Source organism: Vibrio sp. vnigr-6D03 (genome assembly GCF_002835515.1).
GTDB lineage: Bacteria > Pseudomonadota > Gammaproteobacteria > Enterobacterales > Vibrionaceae > Vibrio > Vibrio penaeicida.
On record NZ_PIZL01000036.1, the window covers coordinates 1 to 20,382 of the forward strand.

Annotated in this window: 20 protein-coding genes; 13 read left to right on the forward strand and 7 right to left on the reverse strand. The window is 44.8% G+C overall.

What is annotated here, in order from left to right:
• Positions 1 to 233 precede the first annotated feature (233 nt).
• The 6 genes from CW749_RS23025 (at position 234) to CW749_RS23050 (ending at position 7,955) form a co-directional block, all read left to right on the forward strand.
• Entirely contained in the window at positions 234 to 1,214 is a 981-nt protein-coding gene (locus CW749_RS23025) for a dipeptidase (RefSeq protein ID WP_101114743.1), read from the forward strand.
• Positions 1,215 to 1,225: 11 nt separating this feature from the next.
• On the forward strand, positions 1,226 to 1,762 hold the full coding sequence (locus CW749_RS23030; protein ID WP_101114744.1) for a DUF5943 domain-containing protein: 537 nt from the start codon (positions 1,226 to 1,228) through the stop codon (positions 1,760 to 1,762).
• A 100-nt stretch (positions 1,763 to 1,862) separates the two neighbouring features.
• A complete protein-coding gene (locus tag CW749_RS23035; protein WP_101114745.1) occupies positions 1,863 to 3,923 on the forward strand; it encodes an NADH:flavin oxidoreductase in 2,061 nt (686 codons plus the stop codon).
• A 30-nt stretch (positions 3,924 to 3,953) separates the two neighbouring features.
• On the forward strand, positions 3,954 to 5,897 hold the full coding sequence (locus tag CW749_RS23040) for a (Fe-S)-binding protein (protein ID WP_101114746.1): 1,944 nt from the start codon (positions 3,954 to 3,956) through the stop codon (positions 5,895 to 5,897).
• A complete protein-coding gene (locus tag CW749_RS23045; protein ID WP_101114747.1) occupies positions 5,894 to 7,186 on the forward strand; it encodes an electron transfer flavoprotein subunit alpha/FixB family protein in 1,293 nt (430 codons plus the stop codon). Before CW749_RS23040 ends, CW749_RS23045 begins: the two co-directional genes overlap by 4 nt.
• Entirely contained in the window at positions 7,179 to 7,955 is a 777-nt protein-coding gene (locus CW749_RS23050) for an electron transfer flavoprotein subunit beta (protein ID WP_101114748.1), read from the forward strand. The genes CW749_RS23045 and CW749_RS23050 overlap by 8 nt, the downstream gene beginning before the upstream one ends.
• Before the next feature lie 151 nt (positions 7,956 to 8,106).
• Here the strand turns inward: CW749_RS23050 and CW749_RS23055 are convergent, their stop codons facing one another.
• Both CW749_RS23055 and CW749_RS23060 read right to left on the reverse strand, forming a co-directional pair.
• Positions 8,107 to 9,156, reverse strand: a complete 1,050-nt coding sequence (locus CW749_RS23055; protein WP_101114749.1) for a GlxA family transcriptional regulator — start codon at positions 9,154 to 9,156, stop codon at positions 8,107 to 8,109.
• Between the two features lie 160 nt (positions 9,157 to 9,316).
• The gene (locus CW749_RS23060) at positions 9,317 to 9,565 is read right to left on the reverse strand and encodes a hypothetical protein (protein WP_101114750.1); all 249 of its coding nucleotides are present in this window, start codon (positions 9,563 to 9,565) and stop codon (positions 9,317 to 9,319) included.
• 90 nt (positions 9,566 to 9,655) lie between these two features.
• Between CW749_RS23060 and CW749_RS23065 the strand changes: the two genes are divergently transcribed.
• The 4 genes from CW749_RS23065 to CW749_RS23085 all read left to right on the forward strand — a co-directional run bounded on the left by CW749_RS23065 (position 9,656) and on the right by CW749_RS23085 (position 14,417).
• Positions 9,656 to 10,930, forward strand: a complete 1,275-nt coding sequence (locus CW749_RS23065) for an aromatic ring-hydroxylating dioxygenase subunit alpha (RefSeq protein ID WP_101114751.1) — start codon at positions 9,656 to 9,658, stop codon at positions 10,928 to 10,930.
• 206 nt (positions 10,931 to 11,136) lie between these two features.
• On the forward strand, positions 11,137 to 12,717 hold the full coding sequence (locus tag CW749_RS23070) for an alkaline phosphatase (RefSeq protein ID WP_237322551.1): 1,581 nt from the start codon (positions 11,137 to 11,139) through the stop codon (positions 12,715 to 12,717).
• A gap of 425 nt (positions 12,718 to 13,142) precedes the next feature.
• Entirely contained in the window at positions 13,143 to 13,763 is a 621-nt protein-coding gene (locus CW749_RS23080; protein WP_101114754.1) for a hypothetical protein, read from the forward strand.
• Between the two features lie 42 nt (positions 13,764 to 13,805).
• Positions 13,806 to 14,417 carry an HAD family phosphatase gene (locus tag CW749_RS23085; protein ID WP_101114755.1) on the forward strand — a complete coding sequence of 204 codons (612 nt, stop codon included), beginning with the start codon at positions 13,806 to 13,808 and terminating at the stop codon, positions 14,415 to 14,417.
• Positions 14,418 to 14,422: 5 nt separating this feature from the next.
• Here the strand turns inward: CW749_RS23085 and CW749_RS23090 are convergent, their stop codons facing one another.
• Positions 14,423 to 14,911, reverse strand: coding sequence for a DUF1772 domain-containing protein (locus CW749_RS23090; protein ID WP_101114756.1), 489 nt, complete (start codon positions 14,909 to 14,911; stop codon positions 14,423 to 14,425).
• A 60-nt stretch (positions 14,912 to 14,971) separates the two neighbouring features.
• Complete coding sequence (locus CW749_RS23095; protein ID WP_145997878.1) at positions 14,972 to 15,562, reverse strand: Crp/Fnr family transcriptional regulator; 591 nt, start codon at positions 15,560 to 15,562, stop codon at positions 14,972 to 14,974.
• Positions 15,563 to 15,670: 108 nt separating this feature from the next.
• Between CW749_RS23095 and CW749_RS23100 the strand changes: the two genes are divergently transcribed.
• The 3 genes from CW749_RS23100 to CW749_RS23110 all read left to right on the forward strand — a co-directional run bounded on the left by CW749_RS23100 (position 15,671) and on the right by CW749_RS23110 (position 17,734).
• Complete coding sequence (locus CW749_RS23100) at positions 15,671 to 16,015, forward strand: metalloregulator ArsR/SmtB family transcription factor (protein WP_101114758.1); 345 nt, start codon at positions 15,671 to 15,673, stop codon at positions 16,013 to 16,015.
• Positions 16,008 to 16,511 carry an SRPBCC domain-containing protein gene (locus tag CW749_RS23105; RefSeq protein WP_101114759.1) on the forward strand — a complete coding sequence of 168 codons (504 nt, stop codon included), beginning with the start codon at positions 16,008 to 16,010 and terminating at the stop codon, positions 16,509 to 16,511. Before CW749_RS23100 ends, CW749_RS23105 begins: the two co-directional genes overlap by 8 nt.
• Positions 16,512 to 16,969: 458 nt before the next feature.
• Positions 16,970 to 17,734 (forward strand): potassium channel family protein, encoded by a 765-nt coding sequence (locus CW749_RS23110; RefSeq protein ID WP_101114760.1) that lies wholly within the window; start codon positions 16,970 to 16,972, stop codon positions 17,732 to 17,734.
• Positions 17,735 to 17,818: 84 nt separating this feature from the next.
• On the opposite strand, the gene CW749_RS23115 is transcribed toward CW749_RS23110, so the two are convergent.
• The 3 genes from CW749_RS23115 to CW749_RS23130 form a co-directional block, all read right to left on the reverse strand.
• Positions 17,819 to 18,418: a dihydrofolate reductase family protein gene (locus CW749_RS23115; protein WP_101114761.1), complete on the reverse strand. Its 600-nt coding sequence runs from the start codon at positions 18,416 to 18,418 to the stop codon at positions 17,819 to 17,821.
• Between the two features lie 33 nt (positions 18,419 to 18,451).
• Positions 18,452 to 18,883 (reverse strand): hypothetical protein, encoded by a 432-nt coding sequence (locus CW749_RS23120; RefSeq protein WP_101114762.1) that lies wholly within the window; start codon positions 18,881 to 18,883, stop codon positions 18,452 to 18,454.
• Between the two features lie 428 nt (positions 18,884 to 19,311).
• A complete protein-coding gene (locus CW749_RS23130; RefSeq protein ID WP_101114764.1) occupies positions 19,312 to 19,872 on the reverse strand; it encodes a malate synthase in 561 nt (186 codons plus the stop codon).
• Between the last annotated feature and the right edge of the window lie 510 nt (positions 19,873 to 20,382).

Below are 20,382 nucleotides of genomic sequence, written 5' to 3' on the forward strand. Positions count from 1 at the left end.
GGGGTTCGTCATCAATCTGAATAGCGACCTATTAGGTCGCTATTTTTTTACCCAAGCAAAAGATGACGGCATTCCTAATGTTCTTGTCGCTTTCAAGCCGTTTTTGCGCAAATTGACACGTTAGACTCAAAACCTAAGAGCAACACCTTTTATCAGCATTCCCCTAAACCAGAATGCTTTGTGCGTGCAGCACCTAATACGAGCACGAGCTTAATAAAACTTTGGAGTCGAATATGTCAGACGCAGAAAAGCTACATGAAGCATCCATCATTTTAGATGGACTTGTGATAGCCAAATGGGACAGAGCACTTTTTGAAGACATGGCGAAAGGGGGATTAACCGCCGCCAATTGCACGGTTTCAGTATGGGAAGGGTTTCAAGATACCGTGAACAACATTGCGGAATTTAACACCTTCTTTCAAGAGCACTCTGACTTAATTCGACCCGTAAGAACGACTCAGGATATTCACAAAGCAAAACAAGAAGGGCGGACAGGCATCATATTGGGTTTCCAAAACGTTCACGCTTTTGAAGACCAAATTGGGTATGTTGAAGTGTTTAAGCAATTGGGTGTCGGTATTGCCCAAATGGCATACAACACGCAAAACCTTGTTGGAACGGGGTGCTATGAGCGCGACGGCGGGCTTTCTGGCTTTGGGCATGAAATCGTTCGTGAAATGAACCGCGTTGGCATGATGTGCGATTTGTCTCATGTAGGAAGCCAAACATCAAAAGAGGTCATTCTCGCGTCTGAAAAACCCGTTTGTTATTCACATTGCTTGCCCCTTGGTCTCAAGGACCACCCTCGTAATAAATCGGATGAAGAACTGAAATTCATCGCCGATCACGGTGGCTTTGTTGGCGTAACCATGTTTGCTCCGTTCCTCAAAAATGGCATCAAGTCCACGATAGAAGATTATGTCGAAGCCATTGAGTACATCGTCAACATCGTGGGGGAAGACCACGTCGGTATTGGAACGGACTTTACGCAAGGGCACGACGAACCGTTTTTCGAATGGCTTACTCACGACAAAGGCTACGCTCGTCGTCTCACTCGATTTGGCGAAATTATTAACCCGAAAGGCATTAGAACGATCGGAGAGTTTCCAAACCTTACGGAGGCGTTACTCAACCGAGGTTGGACGCCAAGAAAAGTACAGAAGGTTATGGGTGAAAACTGGGTTAACACTCTCAAAGAAGTTTGGGGCGAATAAGGAGATTAAACATGGGCACACATGCACCTGAAATGGAAATCAAAGTAGACAGCGAAACAGGCGTTTGGGTGACAGACGCACTTCCGATGCTGTACGTACCGCGACACTTTTTCATCAACAACCACACAGCGATAGCGGAGTCGCTAGGCGACGATATGTACGCGGAGATTTTATACAAAGCCGGTTACCAATCGGCGCATTATTGGTGTGAAAAGGAAGCCGAAAAACATGGGCTTTCTGGTGACGCGGTATTTGAACACTACATGAAGCGCCTTTCCCAGCGCGGCTGGGGGCTGTTCCGCATTGAAAGTTTGGATATTGAGAATGGAACTGCGCGAGTTCGATTGGATCACTCGGCTTTTGTTTACCACTACGGAAAAGTCAATCGCAAAGTGGATTACATGTTCACGGGCTGGTTTGCTGGCGCGATCGATCAAATCGCAGAGAGCTTGGGTTACAACATCAAAACCAAAGCTACACAGATTCAAAGCGCATCCGAAGAAGGGGTTGATTACGGAGTCTTCGTGGTTGAGCCGCTGGGAAGTTAAGTGGAAGTGTCAGAAAAGTAAGTGAAAGCGGTAAAGAAAGAAGTGAAAGCACCACAAAAATAATTAAAAGCGGTCGGATGTAAACAGTAAGGAAGCAGCGATGTCTCAGTTTGATGCACTATTTCAGCCATTGAATATCAATAACTTAACAATAAGAAACCGTGTTGTGAGCACGGCTCACGCTGAGGTGTACGCCACTGAAGGCGGTATGACCACGGAACGTTACGTTAAGTATTACGAAGAAAAAGCCAAAGGTGGCGTCGGTCTTAGTATTTGTGGAGGCTCAAGTGTTGTCTCCATAGACAGCCCACAAAGCTGGTGGAAATCCGTGAATTTATCAACCGACCGAATCATTCCCCACTTTCAGAATCTTGCCGACGCAGTGCATAAGCACGGTGGTCATATCATGATTCAAATCACCCATATGGGGCGTCGTTCTCGTTGGGATGGTGGAGACTGGACAACGTTAGTCAGCCCAAGTGGAATTCGAGAACCGGTTCACCGCGCAACGTGTAAAACCATTGAACCTGAAGAAATTGAACGCATCATCGGAGACTACGCTCAAGCCGCGAGGCGAGCAAAAGAAGGCGGTCTTGATGGTGTCGAACTCTCGGCTGTACACCAACACCTAATCGATCAATTTTGGAGCCCTCGCGTGAATAAGCGAGAAGACGAGTGGGGTGGAAGTTTTGAAAACCGAATGCGTTTCGGGATTCGTGTTCTGGAGGCGATTCGAGAAGAGGTAGGGCGAGACTTTGCAGTTGGCTTAAGAATCTGTGGAGATGAGTTTCACCCCGACGGCTTAACGCACGATGACATGAAAGAAATCGCAACCTACTACGACAAAACAGGCTTGGTCGATTTCTTTGGCGTTATTGGTTCGGGTTGCGACACACACAACACATTAGCAAACGTAATTCCGAACATGAGTTATCCACCAGAACCTTTTCTGCACCTAGCTGCCGGAATCAAAGAAGTGGTGAACGTTCCAGTTATTCATGCTCAAAACATAAAAGACCCAAACCAAGCGCAGCGAATACTTGAAGCTGGGTATGTGGATTTCGTTGGCATGACACGCGCGCACATTGCTGATCCACACCTCATTGCGAAAATAAAAATGAACCAAGTGGATCAGATTCGCCAATGTGTGGGCGCAAATTATTGTATCGACCGCCAGTATCAGGGGCTGGACGTGCTTTGTATTCAAAATGCGGCAACCTCTCGTGAGTCCACTATGCCTCATATTATTTCGAAAACAGACGGTGTGATTCGAAAAGTGGTGGTTGTGGGTGGCGGCCCAGCAGGAATGGAAGCCGCACGTGTCTGTGCCGAGCGTGGGCACAATGTTGTGTTAATCGAAAAAGCACCAGAACTTGGTGGGCAAATTACACTGGCAGCGAAGGCACCTCAGCGCGACCAAATTGCAGGTATTACCCGTTGGTATGCGTTAGAGCTGGCGAGGCTCAATGTCGAAATACACTTCGACACTGAAGCGACAGAAGAGATCATTTTAAGCCATAGCCCTGATGTCACTATCCTTGCCGTTGGTGGTACACCATTCATTGAGCAAAACCCTAAATGGGGCGCGCAAGATGGTTTAGTCATCAGCAGTTGGGACGTACTGAGCGGAGAAGTGGAGCCAGGTAAAAATGTGTTGGTTTACGATACGATTTGCGAATTTTCAGGTATGTCTGTCGCCGATTATCTTTCATCCAAAGGATCGCTTGTTGAGTTGGTGACTGACGACATCAAGCCGGGAGCAGCGGTCGGTGGAACCACGTTCCCTACCTATTACCGAAGCTTGTATGAAAAAGAAGTCATCATGACACCGGATTTCATACTCGAAGAAGTCTACAAAGAAAACGATAAGCTCATCGCTGTGCTAGAGAACGAGTACACGGGGCAAAAAGAAGAGCGCGTCGTCGACCAGATCGTGGTCGAAAATGGGATCAGACCGTCCGAAGAACTCTACTACGCCTTGAAAGCGCAATCGGTTAATAAAGGGCAAATGGATATTCAAGCGCTCTACGATGCGAAGCCACAGCCGTCATTGGAAAAACAAAGCGAAGGCATGCTTTTGTTCCGCATCGGTGACTGTACCGCGCAAAGAAACACACACGCAGCAATATACGATGCGCTCAGACTGTGTAAGGACTTCTGATAATAGACGCAGAAGTAGGGAGTAGAAGCGATGATTAATCAGATCTTACCTTGGTTGCTGGTAACAGTGATCCTAGTTTGGGTTCTTGGAGCGTTAAAGCGTATTTTGATGTGGCGTAGAGGAAGAAAGGAGCCGGTCAATGTTGTTGCTGGGCTGCTATCTATTCCTAAGCGTTACCTTGTTGATTTACACCACGTCGTCGCCCGAGACAAATACATGTCGAACACGCACGTGGCAGCCGCGGGTGGTTTTGTTGCGTCGTTGCTCGGGCTACTGGTCATCTATTTATTTGACCTCGACTATCACCCTGTAGCGTGGGCGGTGCTTATTTTACCTTTGCTCGCGATGTTCATTGGGGCGATGTTTGTTTATCGCAGGCGAGTGAACCCTCCACCAAACCTATCGAAAGGTGCTTGGATGCGCCTTCCCAAAAGTTTATTGATGTTTTCAGCATCAGGTCTGGCAATTTGCGTGTTCACTCTTGCCTCTCAAGACTCGGTTGTTGGGAATGCCGTATTAGCCGTGGTTTTACTATTGGGCAGTTCTTTAGGTTTGTTAGAGCTAGTGGTTGGTATGACGTGGGGTGGGCCATTAAAGCATGCTTTTGCTGGCGCATTACATCTCGCATTTCACCGTCGCGCAGAACGTTTTTCTGGTATCCGCTCTACAGGATTAAAACCGATAGATATCAAAGAGCCCACCCCGGGCTTTGGAGTTGCTAAACCCGAAGATTTTTCATGGAAACAGCTCCTGAGTTTTGATGCGTGTGTCCAATGTGGTCGATGTGAAAAAATGTGCCCGGCGTTTGCGGCTGGTCAGCCTCTTAACCCGAAGAAAATGATCCAAGACTTAGTTGTTGGGATGGCGGGTGGAGATACATCACGCTATGCCGGTCAGGGTTACCCCGGAAAAGAGGGTGACATTGGTGAAGGCGGTAAAGACCAACCTCTATTTGAAAAGCTCTTAGATCCGGAGACCGTTTGGTCTTGCACAACTTGTCGGGCGTGTGTGGAAGAGTGTCCCATGATGATTGAACACGTTGACGCCATGGTGGATATGAGAAGGCACTTAACGCTCGATCTTGGTCAAACCCCTGGTAAAGGTCGGGAAGTATTGGAAAACTTGATCGCGACAGATAACCCGAATGGTTTGCCTCCGGTTCAGCGCCATAACTGGGGTATCGATCTAAAGTTGCCAGTACTCAAAGATGTTAAAGAGTGCGACGTGCTGTTTTGGGTGGGCGACGCAGCCTTTGATATGAGGAATCAGCGCACCCTACGCGCGCTGGTCAAGTTGCTGCGTCGTGCTGGGGTATCTTTCGCCGTTTTGGGTAACGAGGAACTGGATAGTGGGGATCTCGCACGCAGACTGGGTGACGAAGCTACCTTCCAGCGATTGGCGAAAGCCAATATTGGTGTACTGAACAAATACCGCTTTAAGACGATTGTTACGGCTGATCCCCATGCGTTTCACGTCCTAAAAAACGAGTACCCCGATTTTGGCGGTAATTTTGAAGTTGAACACCATACTCAGCTGCTTGCGAGGTTGGTTGAGGGTGGGTCGCTGCACTTGGATAGCGACGCATCTAAAGGCACCGTGACTTACCATGATCCATGTTATCTGGGGCGCTATAACGGTGAATATGAAGCACCAAGATATTTACTTAAACAGCTTGGGTTTGAATTGAAAGAGATGGAGCGTTCTGGCTATCGGTCTCGATGTTGCGGCGGTGGTGGAGGGGCTCCGGTCACAGACATACCGGGAGAGAAACGTATTCCCGATATTCGCATGGAAGACATAAAAGAAACCCAAGCAGACGTGGTCGCCGTTGGGTGCCCCCAGTGTACATTAATGCTTGAAGGTGTTGTTGAACCAAGACCCGACGTGAAAGATATTGCGGAGCTTTTATTGGAAGCGTTGCCAGCAGAAAAAGCACAACCAGCGGCGACGGTTTCCGCTAGGGAGGTTGCATGAGTGAAATCATCGTAAGGCGAGATCCACGCAGAGAGCATATCGCAAGGAATAGACTTCATTCTGAACATGCTAACCTTGGTGCTCCTCAATACGGACCGACAGGCTTGATTCGTAAAAAGGTACACGGCATTGGTTTTATCGGTCCAAGTGGCGTGAAACGCATTGATCGCCTTAATGTGGGCAGTGCCGCTACAAGTTCGGTCGTCAATGTTCGCGGAGCGTCTCAAGAATCGAAACGGAAAGACTACATCCCAGAGAGCACCGATGCCCCAATCATGGTTGTACTTGAAACCACGTCTGGAAAAATTTCTGAACACGGAAAAGACATTTTAGGGCTGGCTCATAAACTGGCGTCTTCTTCTTCTTCACCTACTCAGCCTGTCGATCTCGTGTTGTTCGGGGCGCTAAAGGAGGAGCTGGGAAGTTTGGGTGTGGATAGAGTCGTTTACGCCAAAGAAACCGTATTTTTAGGCTACAACCCTGAAGGAAAAGCCAAATTTGCTCATGAACAAGTCATGAGGCTAAACCCTAGAAACATTCTTATCGCAGAAAGTGATGATGGCAGTGGAGAGCTAGGTCGCAGGTTGGCTGCCTCGCTTAATGTGAGACCAAGTACAAACGTGTACAAATGGCAAAACGACCAATGTCATTGTTTGTCTTCCAAAGGAACGCGGCAATATGTTCAGAAGGCATCAAGAGTGATGCTGTTGCTACCCGAATGCGAAGAGCCAGTAACGGAAACGAGCCATGCGTGTATTGATATAGGAGCGGAGATCAACTCGGACCTATGTGCGCCCATAGGTATTTCAGACAAAGGCTCGGTTGATGTCGACCCTGCAACCATTTCACTTGGCGAAGCAGAATTCATTTTGTCGGGAGGGAACGGGGTCAAGGATTGGGCGTTATTCAAACAATTGGCATCGGAATTGGGTGCCACGATGGGTGCAAGCCGAGTTGCGGTAGACGATGGGTTTATGCCCCGAAGTACTCAGGTAGGTGCGACTGGCACTTGGGTTACAGCGAGAGTTTATATCGCTGTGGGTATTTCTGGAGCCGTTCAACACTTACAAGGTATTGAGAAGTGTGAAAAAGTCATCGCAATCAATACAGATTTGGGGTGCGACATGATTAAGCGCTCTGAGTTAAGTGTGATCGCTGATAGCAGCGAGATCATGGAGGCGATGAGTGCATTGCTACGAAAAGATTCTGAGGAAAGTACCGTTGGGGATGCTCTAACGTCCATTTCCCAAACAGATACCTTTGAAAGTATGGAGGTTCAGCATGCTTAAAGCGATAGGGTTAATTTCGGTTGGTGAGCACCCTTATACCAAACGCGCCAGACGAGCGGATCAAGACGCAAAAATGGTGGAATTAGCACTGGGTTTGGAAACCGTGAATTTGGAGCTATTGCACGCTGGCGATCCTGATGAACCTTCCTTAAGAGATTACCTAGGAATGGGTATTCCAGAGCTAACCGTGCTTTCGCAGCCTGTCAATGCGGATGTTATTCCTGCGCTGGTGGATTACATACGTTCTACGAATACTGATGTCATACTGACAGGGACAGAAGCGGAGGTAGGTGAATGCTCGGGGCATCTGCCTTATACCGTAGCCAATTTACTGGGTTTCACATTGGTGCCGAAGATTGTAGAGGTACTGAAAATAGACAAAAACAGCGCAACGGTGTTGCAGGCACTTCCAAGAGGGCAAAGACGAAAGGTAGAAGTGAATTTGCCGTTTGTCGGTCTCGTTGATTCGGCAGCAGCAGAGCCTAGGCAAATTTCTTACTTAAAGTCGGTCTCTGGAAACATCTATTATTTGGGAGCACCATTTATTAAAGATACGGCGCTGGAGAACTGGGAATTTGAGCCGGCAGCCAAACGACCGAAACGTTTGAAAAAAGTGAAAGCAACATCGGCAAAAGACCGATTTAAAGCCGCAACTGCTAAAGCGGAAACGAAATCGAGCCAAGTAATGCACGAGCCAGATCCAAATGAGGCTGCAGAGGAGATTCTGAAAGTATTAAAAGCGGAAGGGTTACTAAAAAAGCGAGGATAACCTCTATTTCTTTTGATCCGTTATTGCCTTTGATCAGTTGCTGCTTTTGACCAGTTTAACTCGCCTCCCAATAGGTAAAAATCCGATAAGCATTGTTTATCGGATTTTTTATGATTTCGTGAATCAGATATGAGGGTCGAAAGACCGAAAGCTAAATCACGCTTTTCACCATCACTTCTTCATGAAGGGATACCGAAGCATAAGTTGGTTCATTCGATGAAGAAGGAGCCTGGCTCATTGAGAATTTGGCTGAACGCTCAGATTTAGGAGGAGAGCCAAAGTAGTCGCGATAACACTTGCTGAAATGAGACGTCGAAACGAACCCGCACGCGATAGACACTTCAATAATGGACAGATTTGTCTGCTTAAGAAGTTGCTTTGCACGGTTTAGCCGAAGGTGCAGGTAGTAACGAGAAGGGGAGTAGTTTAAGTATTTCTGGAACAGACGTTCTAGCTGCCTTCTTGAAAGATCAACATATCCCGCCATTTCGTCCATACTGATGGTTTCCTCAAGGTTAGCTTCCATCAGCATAATGATTTCGCGAAGCTTGGGCTGAGAAGCGCCGACCAAACTTTTTAGTGGCAGTGTTTGCATTTCCTCGCTGTCGCGAATACGGTCACAAATGAACATTTGCGAAATCGCAGCACTGAGCTTTTCGCCATGTTGGCGATTAATCATTTGGAGCATCATATCCATCGGCGCAGTTCCACCCGTACAGGTCATGCGTTTCTCTGATATGGTGAAAATCTTATTACTCACGTGGATGGCGGAAAATTCTTCCTGCATACCAGCCATATATTCCCAGTGGATTGCACAAGGGTGCCCATCTAAGAGACCTGCTTTCGCAAGAATATAGCTCCCCGTACACAAGCTGCCCAACGCAATATGTTGCCGATCCAAATGCAAAAGCCAATTCAACATTTTAGGTTGGCATTGTTGTTGTACACCCACGCCTCCGCAAACAATGGCTGTTTCCGACTCGGAAGCAAGTTCCATCGACCCATCTACATTGATACTAAGTGCGTCACTCGCTTGGACCGACTGTCCATCCAAGCTTACTGTGTTCCATTCATACAACCGTTCTCCCGACAACTGATTAGCCATTCTTAGCACTTCAATTGCCGAAGCAAATGCGATCATAGTGAAGTTTTCAACCAGTACAAAACTGATCTTTGTCCCAGTTTGTATCGATGAGGTCATGACGATCCTCCTTTTGCTTCCGTGTGTGAGTAAACTGACCTTCAAGATTGCTCATGTGATCATTTTGTTATCTTTTGGTTAACAATTAATCAGTGGGTGTTTACTCTGTAAAGCCAGTTATTCTCTGTTTGTGATCCATCATTTATTTTTAATTGATCATTCAATTAAAAATAAAAAAGTAAATTTTATCGAGAGTTGTGTGTGCTTTTCGTATTTTATTGATCGTTAACACATTGTGAAGGTTTGCTTCATTAGCTTGTCTTTTTTGAGCAAATTCGTGTCTCAAATAGCTAAGTGTGAATTTTGGGTATTGCTCAAGATATCCCACAACAACCACTTTATGATTGCGGGCTTTTGTAAAGTGGGTTGTTGGCAACCCTTTAACATCGGTGCGTTTGTCATCACCCATCCACACCGCTGCTTTTTAAGGAATCAGAGCTTTTCTTAACATTGTTGGTGAAAAGCGTGTGGGATAGTTAGCGCTATAAGAGATAGACCCATGGAAGCAAATATCAAAAAAAGGCCTCAAAAAGGACTTGTAGACGAGCAAAAAGTGTTGGACATGTTGCGAGAGCGAAACCCTCGATACTCGTTGGAACAAGAGTTTTACAACAACCAAGAGCTGTTTGATATCGATATGAAATCAATATTTGAACGTGAATGGCTTTTTGCAGGATTAACGTGTGAAATTCCTGATAAAGGAAACTACATCGCGTTTGAGGTTGGGAACAATCCAGTCATGATCACACGGGGTGATAACGGCGAAGTTTATGCCTTGCATAATGTATGTCGTCACCGTGGTTCGAAGATTTGTACTAAGCATCGCGGTAAATCCGCTAAGTTAGTTTGTCCATACCATCAATGGACATACAACATGGATGGTGAGTTGATTTACGCCGGTCAGGAGATGGGTTCGGATTTTGATAAAAAGAAATTCAGTCTAAAGCCTATACACTGTAAAACGGCAGGGGGATACATCTTCATTTCTCTCGCTGAGAATCCGCCTGAAATTGACGAGTTCCTCAATGATTTAGAGCACTACCTAGAACCCTATGACTTGGAGAATGCCAAAGTTGCCATTCAAAGTGTCATGATGGAAGAGGCGAACTGGAAGCTTGTTATCGAGAACAATCGAGAGTGCTACCACTGTGAAGGTTCACACCCTGAACTGTTAGGCTCCCTTTTAGAGTGGGATGACACTAACGATCCACGGGCGTCTGACGAGTTCAAAGCGCTTGTTGCCGAAAAGCAAAAAATATGGGATGAAAATGGCATTCCACACGCTCACAAAAGTGCTTATGGGGATCAAAATCGAATTGTGCGCATGCCCTTAAAAGATGGCGTGAGCGCAATGACGATGAACGGTGAAGTGGGCTGTAAGAAATTAATGGGGCGTATCAATACTCCTGATCTAGGCTCAATGCGAATTCTTCATTTGCCGAACTCATGGAACCATGCTCAAGGCGACCACTTGATCGCTTTCCAAGTGATCCCTGTTGCACCTCAGTTAAGTAAAGTGATTACCAAGTGGGTTGTCCATAAAGATGCGGTAGAAGGTATCGATTACGATGTAGAGAACCTACGCAAGGTCTGGGATGCAACGAACGACCAAGACCGCATTCTTGGGGAAACTAACCAACTGGGTATTAACTCGATGGCTTATGAACCGGGTCCATACTCCGAGACCTATGAATTTGGTGTGATCAATTTTATCAATTGGTATGCCGACAAAATGCTCGCTAACCTTGATAGCGGCATGGCGGAAAACGAATAATGCGACTCTATTTGTTGACCGTCTTTTTAAAAAAAGATGAACATTTTAGGTTGTTCTCTTTTTCTTAGGTGATGAAACCAAAGGAACCTCTCTACTGGGGGTTCCTTTTTTCGTTTTAATGAACAAGGTGATGCTTTCGAGTTGAGCCACAACATTCAATATATGGAACAGAAACGATGAAACTACATGGAAGAAGATTATCGCTCATGTCCTTAGCAGTAGCCGCTATTGGTTTAAGTACCAATATGGCGCTTGCTGAATCGCAAACAAAAAACATCATTTTGGTCATAGGCGATGGAATGGGACCGCAGCAGGTGGGCTTATTGCAAACGTATTCCGATCTTGCCCCTAAGTCGGTGCTGAAAGGAAAAGGTACGGTGTTTGAGCGCATGATCAAAGGCGGTCAAATGAACATCTCCATGACGCACCCTGATAAAGCGATTGTGGTCGACTCCGCTGCTTCAGCGAGCCAACTTGCAACAGGGCAAATGTCGGGGTCGGAAATGATCGGGCTAAATGCGAAAGGGTATTCGGCACGTACCGTACTCGAAGTGGCAAAAGAGAAAGGCATGTCGGTCGGTTTGGTTTCGGATACGCGTATTACCCACGCAACACCAGGGTCATTTGCTGCGCATGTTGCTCATAGAAGTTTGGAAAATAAAATCGCAGAGCAAATGCTCGCAAGCGATGCTGACGTGCTGCTCTCTGGTGGTTTGAGGTATTGGATACCAAAAAGCGCGAGTGACAAAACCTCGGAAGCGCACAAAGTGCTCACGGCAAAAACTGATGGAAAAGTGCGAATTAAATCGAAGCGAAAAGATGAACGCAACCTCATTACCGAAGCTGAAGGGGCAGGATACGAAACTGTCTTTACTAAAGAGCAATTAAGCAACTCGAAGGGCAACAAAGTGCTTGGGTTGTTCTCTTATTCAGGAATGTATGATGGCATTACTAACAGCAAGCTCAAAGGTGATGATCAGCGTGCGCAACCGACACTCGAAGAGATGGCTAAACATGCGATCAGCGTGTTGGAAAAAAACGAGAACGGTTTTTTCCTAATGGTCGAAGCGGGGCAAATAGATTGGGCTGGGCATTATAACGATACGGGCAGCATGTTACATGAGATGCTAAAAATGAACGATGCCGTAACCAGCATACTCGACTGGGCTGATAACAGAAACGACACTCTCGTATTGGTGACCGCAGATCATGAAACTGGTGGTTTTGGCTTCAGTTATTCAGCGGTGGACTTACCCGATCCTCAAGAGCTGCCTGGAGATGCATTTGAAGGAAGAGACTACAAGCCTAACTTCAATTTCATTTCACCCGATGTTTTGGATAAGATTTACAACCAAAAAATCAGCCACGCTGATCTGTTTTACTCCGAATTTGATGGGTTAGATAAAGCGCAGCAAACACCCGAGAACCTGGCGAAGTTAGTCGTTGAGAATAGCGATTTTGAAATCAGCGCAGCGCAGGCGAAAAAGATACTCGACACTCAGCCTAACCCCTATTACGTTCGGGATCACAAATACCTAAGCAGTAAGACCGTACCAAAACTGGAAGGGTATGGTGCATTCTTCGTGTACCAAACGGACGATAACCGACAAAATTTGCTGGCTCGGGAATTGGCAGAACAGCAAGGTGTGGTATGGAGCACAGGAAGCCACACCAGCACGCCAGTATTCTTGTTCGCGCAAGGTGAAGACGAAGCGGTTGCACCGTTCACAAGCAAACTGTTACATCACACGGATATCGGTCGTTTTATGATAGATCTTATTGAATAGTATTAGGGTCTGTTGACCTTTCGAGATGATTTTTGCAGCAATTTGTGGGTGATTTATACAAGGCAACGCTCATTCGGTGTAGTCGCTCTACATCAATGAGCGATAACGCAGTAGAAATAAGCCACAAATGCTGCCCGAAGGGTTCGCTTCTATGCCTTTTACTCTTTGTTGCAAGGTATTTACTTAGAATGACTAAGCGACACACCTTGCGCCGCGATTAAAAGGCATAGAACTCGAACAAAATTTAACCACGAAAGGTCAACAGACCCTAAGCATCTCACACAGATAAATATGCACTCTGTTTTCAAAGCCACCTTATTCGGTGGCTTTCTTTTTATACCTGCATAGCTAACACATTTTTGATGTGTACCCAGCATAGTTCCAATGCTATCTTTTTGATTACACAAACGAGAAGGAGCATCAAAATGGATTTTGATTGGGTAGAGTGGTTTGGCTATCTCGCATCTTTGGTCGTACTTGTATCACTAACAATGACGTCCATCATAAAGTTAAGAGTGATTAATTTTATCGGCTGCTTACTTTTTGCAGCGTTTGCCTATTTTATTGATTCTTATCCCACAATGTTGATGAACTTAGGTATTGCAGGAATCAATGTCTATTATTTGTGGGGCATTTATACCACCAAAGATAGATTCAAATTGATCTCGGCTTCTGTCGATTCGGAATATTTTGACCATTTTGTTTCCACCAACTTAGCTGAAATTGAGAAGCAAACCTCGGTGGAATCGATAAAGAAATCGGATACGGCATTTTACACACTTCGAAACAACAGCATTGCGGGCGTGTTGGTAGGGAATAAAGATAAGGACGGCACGTTATCTCTTGTGCTTGATTTTGTGACGCCAGAGTATCGAGACATGAAGGTCGCGCAGTATTACTACCAATTACACCCAGAAGTGATGAAGCAACGTGGTGTAAACATGCTTAAAGCCATCGCGAAAACCAGAGAGCACGAAGAGTATCTTTTGAACGTTGGTTTTTCGCCTTCCAAGGAAAATGCCGCGGTGTATTTAAAGGCTTTATAACCCCAATGCGGCACTTGTTCATCAAATAACAAAGGCTAGGATATGACAATAAAAAATATCGTTTTTGACGTAGGTAACGTGATCGTAAAATGGTCTCCTCTTGAGATCGTATCCGCAACGTTTGATGTGGAAGGGGAAGCCGCTCAAAAACTGGCTCAAGACATTTTCTCTCATCAAATTTGGCTTGATCTAAATAAAGGTCGGTATTCTGAAAGTGAAGCGAAGCTGGCTTATCAAACACAATTGCAGCTAAGCGTACCTGAAACCGACCGACTTTTTGATAACGTGAAAGCATCCCTGTCCTTATTAGAAGGCACAGAAGACATGATGAAAGATTTAAAAGAATCAGGCTATGGCATTTACGCACTCACTGATAATGTGCATGAAATTGTTGCGTTTCTTAAAGATAAGTACAGCTTTTGGTCGCTATTCGATAATGCCATTGTGTCTGCGGAATGGGATGTGCTGAAACCTAATCCTAGAATATACCAATTGGTGGTAGAGCAATGTAACGTGGAAGCCAGTGAATCCGTATTTTTGGATGACATGCCGGCGAACGTAGAAGGAGCGAAAACAGAGGGTTTTCACGCTTTCCAGTTTTCAACCGCTAAGAAAGCGCGAGAAGATTTGCGTAGCTTAGGCGTTTCTGTATAGAGAGTTCAACAGCCCCTAGTGATACTGCGTGTTCGTAAGTGAGGGATTGCCAACGCGACCGAAAAGGTAATCATGCTGACAATAACACGCAGTAAATTCGCGGTATTCCACTGATCTCGAACGGTTTTCCAATCATCAGGTAAAGCGGCTGGATTCCATGACTCGGTGTAATAGTTAAGCGGTAAATTAACAAACCGAGTAAAAATAACTATCCCAATAAAATAACTCAAGGCGATGATTAACCAAACTAGTGCTCGTCGTTTGTCCTTTCTCAGCCACACCATTCCGGTTACTGCAGGCAACAGAGCGGCACCAAAAAAGCACATAAAAAAGCCAGCGTGTCTCACATTGATGTTAAACAATGATTGTACCGTAGCATAGGTGCTGCCATCGACGTCGAGCATGGCGTAGTTCACATTAAAACTGTAGGTGGCAAAAAAGCCAGCCATAAGTCCAAGCAGTAAAGTAGATGTCGCTTCTAGTCCCTTTTCCATTTTGCTTTCCTTTTTTTGCGTTAACGGAAAGTTTGGCGAAATGTCGGAGGGTTGTACTTATCATTTGGTAAGTGGAATGGATTTTTTTAATCGAGAAAAGGACTCTGGGGTTACGCCGATATAGCTTGCGAGGTGCATGTTGGGTAAACGCTTGAGCTCTGGTCTTAGGGTGATGAGTTTAACGTAGCGCTGCGCTGCGGAAAGTTGCAGCCAGTCTTTCTCTCTATTGAACTTTTCTGCTAAGACATTTTCCATCCAAAGGTGAGAAAACGTCATCCAGTCGTTTTCGTTAGTAAAGGTTTGTTTGAAGACATCAAAATCCCAGCGCCATCCGCTTCCACTTTCAATGGATTCGATAAAAAAACCAGCGGGCTCATTCCTTAGCGATTCTGTCACCGGCCAGAAGAAAGCATGATCGACAAAAAAGGCTTTGTTGTGCTCTTTTCCATCTCTGTCGAGGTAGTACATCCTCACTGAGCCTGAGTTCAATAGAAATACCGTGTTCCATTTTGACTGTGAATCGAGAAGAAACTCTTGTGGTTCGAATCGGAAGGATTGCGCTGAAAGGGTAAGTCTATTTTGTGTTGGCTTATCAAGTGACCTAAAGAACCGACTTTCCACCATGGTTTCCTTTTCAATATTTCTTTGCAACCAGTATAAGACCTAAGCTTACCAAGACGAGATATCTCAATGTCTCAATGATAAGAACTTGGCTTTGATCATGTTGTAATATTCCCATATAGGAATATATTGAGGTTTATGGCTAGAACAAAAACCACATTTGATCCATTTAACGCGATAGCTGAGCCTAAAAGAAGAGAGCTACTGGAAAAATTAGCTGGCAAAGAAATGACGGTTAATCAGTTAGTTGCATCACTTGGGTGGAGTCAGCCAATGGTATCTAAACATTTGGGGGTGCTAAAAGCCGTCGATTTGGTTAGAGAGCGTAGAGAAGGAAGGTTTCGCGCTTATCACGTAAATGGCGAGCAACTTAAGTCTATTCAAGACTGGGTTGTTCAATTCGAGCAATATTGGACCCATACTTTAGATAGCTTGGGTGAATACCTACAAGAGATTCAACAAAAAGGGGACAAGGATGAGTAATCAACACGTAGAACCCACCATTTTAACAAGAGAATACGATGCGCCTATCGCTTTGGTATTTGAGGCATGGACTAAAGTAGAGCACATGACAAACTGGATGGTTCCTATGCCTGGCGTAACCTGCGAATTTACCCGAGCTGATATTCAGGCTGGTGGATCGTCTCTTCACAAGATGGTGATGCCAAATGGTTTCGAGATGTGGCTTTTATCTCAATACATTGAAATTGTAGAACCGCACACGGTTGTGTTTATTCAATCGGTATCGAATGAGCAGGGCGAGATCATGCCGAGCCCGCAAATGCCTAATTGGCCAAAAGAAATGAAAACAACGGTTAAGCTTGAAGAAAATGGCAGCCAAACTAAATTGCAACTGATTTGGGAGCCCGTTAACGCGACACCAGAAGAAATCGCCGCCTTTGACGCATCGCGCAGCCAACACGGTGCAGGTTGGGGAACTGGCTTGGATAGTTTGGGACGATATCTTTCAACTCAATAGCTCAATAGCTCAATAGCTCAATAGCGACATAGCTGTATGGCAAACGTATCGGCTGTTAGGTGCTCATAACAGCCTTTTTTGTATTAGGTGACTCGGGAAGTTTTTTGCTGAGTGGGCGGTCAGTATTGTTACGAGCCTGCTGTATATATGGGGAAACCTATGCCCATAGAAATTTATTTACCCTGCGATCCAGAGTGGCTTTGCCAAACAATACTTATTGTATTTGGCATTGTGTTTGTCATCGGGTTGATACGTTTTGTTTTCATTTTGAAGAATGAGTATTCTTCAATGCAGAATACGTCTAAGCCAAAGCCCAACAAAAAGAAACCCCGCCACTAACGCTACTATCCAAACCCAAGCCATAACAACTTTGCATTCCGGATTGACGAACGATCACCTAGTCACTTAATGTTACTGAGTATTCCCCCTCTTTTTAGATTGATTTTAGAGAACATTCCATGACCACTACTGAGCAGCGTGAGTATCTAGGCCCATTTCAGGTCTTTATTTTGTTTTTGTCTGTCTTTGTTTTGATATCCGTTTTGTTGCAATTGACAACAAAACTACCCGATGACATCAACACCATGCTCAGATGGTCTGATCAATTTATCTGTGTTTTCTTCTTTATTGATTTCATTATCCAATTGAAACATGCCCCCGATCGTTGGCGATATTTTCGCACGTGGGGTTGGATAGATTTGCTTTCTTCCATCCCATTTGGTTTTTATCCGCAATTTGCCCGTGTCGTTCGTGTTATTCGTCTCATTCGGGTCATTCGTTCTGTTCGCACATTAGCCAATGTCTTTTTACGGAACAAAGTAAAAAGCTCGTTCTCTTTCGTTGTTTTTGTTTCGATTCTTATGCTAACCGTTGGCGCAATTGCATTGCTTTTGTTAGAGCAAGGGGTAGAAGGTGCCAACATTCATAATGCGTCAGACGCATTTTGGTGGGCATTTGTAACGATAACGACTGTAGGTTACGGGGATTTCTATCCCGTCACAGCTGGGGGTAGGTTTGTTGCCTCTGTGTTGATGACAACGGGTGTTGGTCTATTCGGTACTTTTACCGGCTTTGTGGCTTCTTGGTTTCTAGAAGATGACAAAGAGGATCAGGGCAAACACATAATGGCAAACCTCAAAGACGAAGTAACGGAACTCAGAACAGAAGTCGGAGAGCTTAAAGCATTGCTTATAGAATTAAACCAAAAAAAAGACCCCAATTAAGGGGGCAGTCAGATTAAGGGTAAACAGACTAGAATTGTACTGGGTCTGTTTTTTCTCACTCAATGCCTTTTTCTTAAACGTTACTCAAGATAGGTTTTTGGAATTTAGCGCAGGCATGTAGATTTGCATCGTTACACCGTTATCGCAGCTATCAAAGTTTGTAAGCTCAAATTGGTATAAGGCGCTGTCGTGTTCGAACAGACGTTTTCCGCTACCTACAACGACAGGAAATACCCAAAGGCGAAGTTCATCGACTAAACCATGCTTTAGAAGTGTTTGTATCAGATTGGCGCTGCCATGCACTTGTAGGAGAGGACCATTTTGGTCTTTTAGAGCATGAATTTCAGAAGCAATATCTCCCGCAATGGCATGGGAGTTCTCCCAATTCAACGTTTGAGGGTCAGAAGTGACAACGTATTTTCTCGCCGCATTCATCCGATCTGAAAGCGTGGATTTTGGTGCGTTGGGCCAATGCCCTGCAAAAATGTTATAGGTATTACGACCAAAAACCATATCGTAAGGTTTCGACATCGCGTAGCGTTCAACCTGACTCATTACACCTTCCCAGTAAGGCGCAGCCCAACCGCCATGCTTAAACCCACCAGACGGATCTTCTTCGGGCATACTAGGGGACTGCATGACTCCATCAAGCGTAGCGAACGCCAGAACAGCAAGATTTCTCATAGATATCTCCTTTATAAGCTAATTGCTTAAGTGTCACTTCGTGCAAGTATTTTGATGCTTGTTACTGGAACAAAATTTCTGATGGATCCAACCTAAAGCTAATCCAAAAATCCCAAATTGCAGTAACCCGACCGTAAGCTCAATTTGAATCCAGTTTGCAATTGACGGAACGGTATATTTAGCGGGTTCGGTGATCGCGATATAGCTGATAAGAAACGCTCCAAAAAGCAGTGAAATAAATACACCATCCTTCACTCTAACAGCACTATCTTTCCAAGTTCGCAGACCGATACTGATGATTGAACCTTGAATAATCATGACGACAAAGCCCATCACCATGATTGGCTCCGAGCGAAGAAAACCCACTGAATCAAAATGATCTTTGTTAATAACAAAATGGGATAAGCCTTGTGCGGCAAAGGTTACGACCATAAAGGCGAAAATTGATAGGACGTGCGCAATCATTGTGTCACTCCCTCTATTGAATTAGCTGACGTGAACGACTTTTTCATGGAACACGATACTGATGCTATTTCTATCTGGTGAACAACGGGGGATTTAGCCTTTTTCCTCTGACTAAACAAACTAGGATCTTTCAAAATATTCAGGTCGGTTAAAAATAAGTCGTCTAAATTACGTTCGACCCCAGCCCAATTTCTTTCATGATTTATTCTCACGGCTTTCTCCTTGATAAGCGGTTTAACTTACGTTCAAACCAGTTTTTAGTTCTGGCTATTATCTAGACGAGAGAAATCACAATTCGGGGACAGTTTAGATAAATTTATTTAGATTGCTTGACCCAAAAAAAAGACCCCAATTAAGGGGTCAGTCAGATTGACATAGACTAAGGTTAAGGTTTTTATAAAATAGTAGTGTGGATATTTTTGTGTATCTTAATTCTTGCAAAAGCGAGTGAGTGTATAGTCTTCACCACTGCGCGAGGTGTACTCTTTGTCGACGCTGTGCGCAATGGGGTCGCCTTTCGCTCCCGTTTCTAGAAGGCTGATCCAGTAACGGTGGTTAGATTGGGTTTCCATGCACAGCGAAGTACGCGATTCCAGCTGAATATCTTGGATGTTTGCCAAATTATCAATGCTGCCTAGGTGTGTACCAAGCGTAATCTCTAGGTGCGAACCTTGAGCATCTTTAAGTAAAATGGCTTCCGGCTCGCGTTTGTGACCTGATAAAGCGACAAACTGTGAAGGGTTGTCTAACCCCACCAACTTCCCATCTGCGAAGCAGGCAACCAAGTTGCAGTAGTACACCATATAGTTCACAACATCTTGATGAGAACCATGCTCTAGTGGGAAGGATGAATCCAATATTTCTTTTGCTCGTTGTTGCTTTTCTGTCACTCGTTGCGCATTTGATTTTTCAGCAGCGAGGACAGAAGTCGCATCAAACTGTTGTTCGGTTTCTGTATTTTGATTGTTCGAAGCAGTTGATATAGTCATAGTGATGTCCTCATCATTTATTTTTTTGCCAGCTTGGGTAAAAGAGGTGACTGTTCTTTTGCCCTTGCTTCAACTTTAGATTAGCGCCATTCACATCAAAATTTCACAATAAAAATTTCACAGTGTAAATTTTACAAAAAAGCCTGTGAAATTTTACACAGAATCTATCACTCCCATGCACTTTTCATATTTTGTCGTCTTATCAAAGCAGGGCAACGACTTGCTTATGCTTTTTGACTCGCACCATCTTTAAGCCAGCCTGTCCCGCATCACTATTTTGAGACAAACGCTAAGGTGTCATGTCTCTATTATTTTTGAGAACGAAATAAAAAGAAGGTTACCGACAAACTGCACTTGTTGAGGTAAGGGTGATGAATTGAAAAAATATTCATAATTCTTGCTAGCTCACATCACAAAAAACATAGATTTCAGAGAAATTCTTTTGATCAAAATCACTTTAAAAATTAAAAAACAGCGCTAGGTTCTGTGAATAGAAACAAATAGAAATAA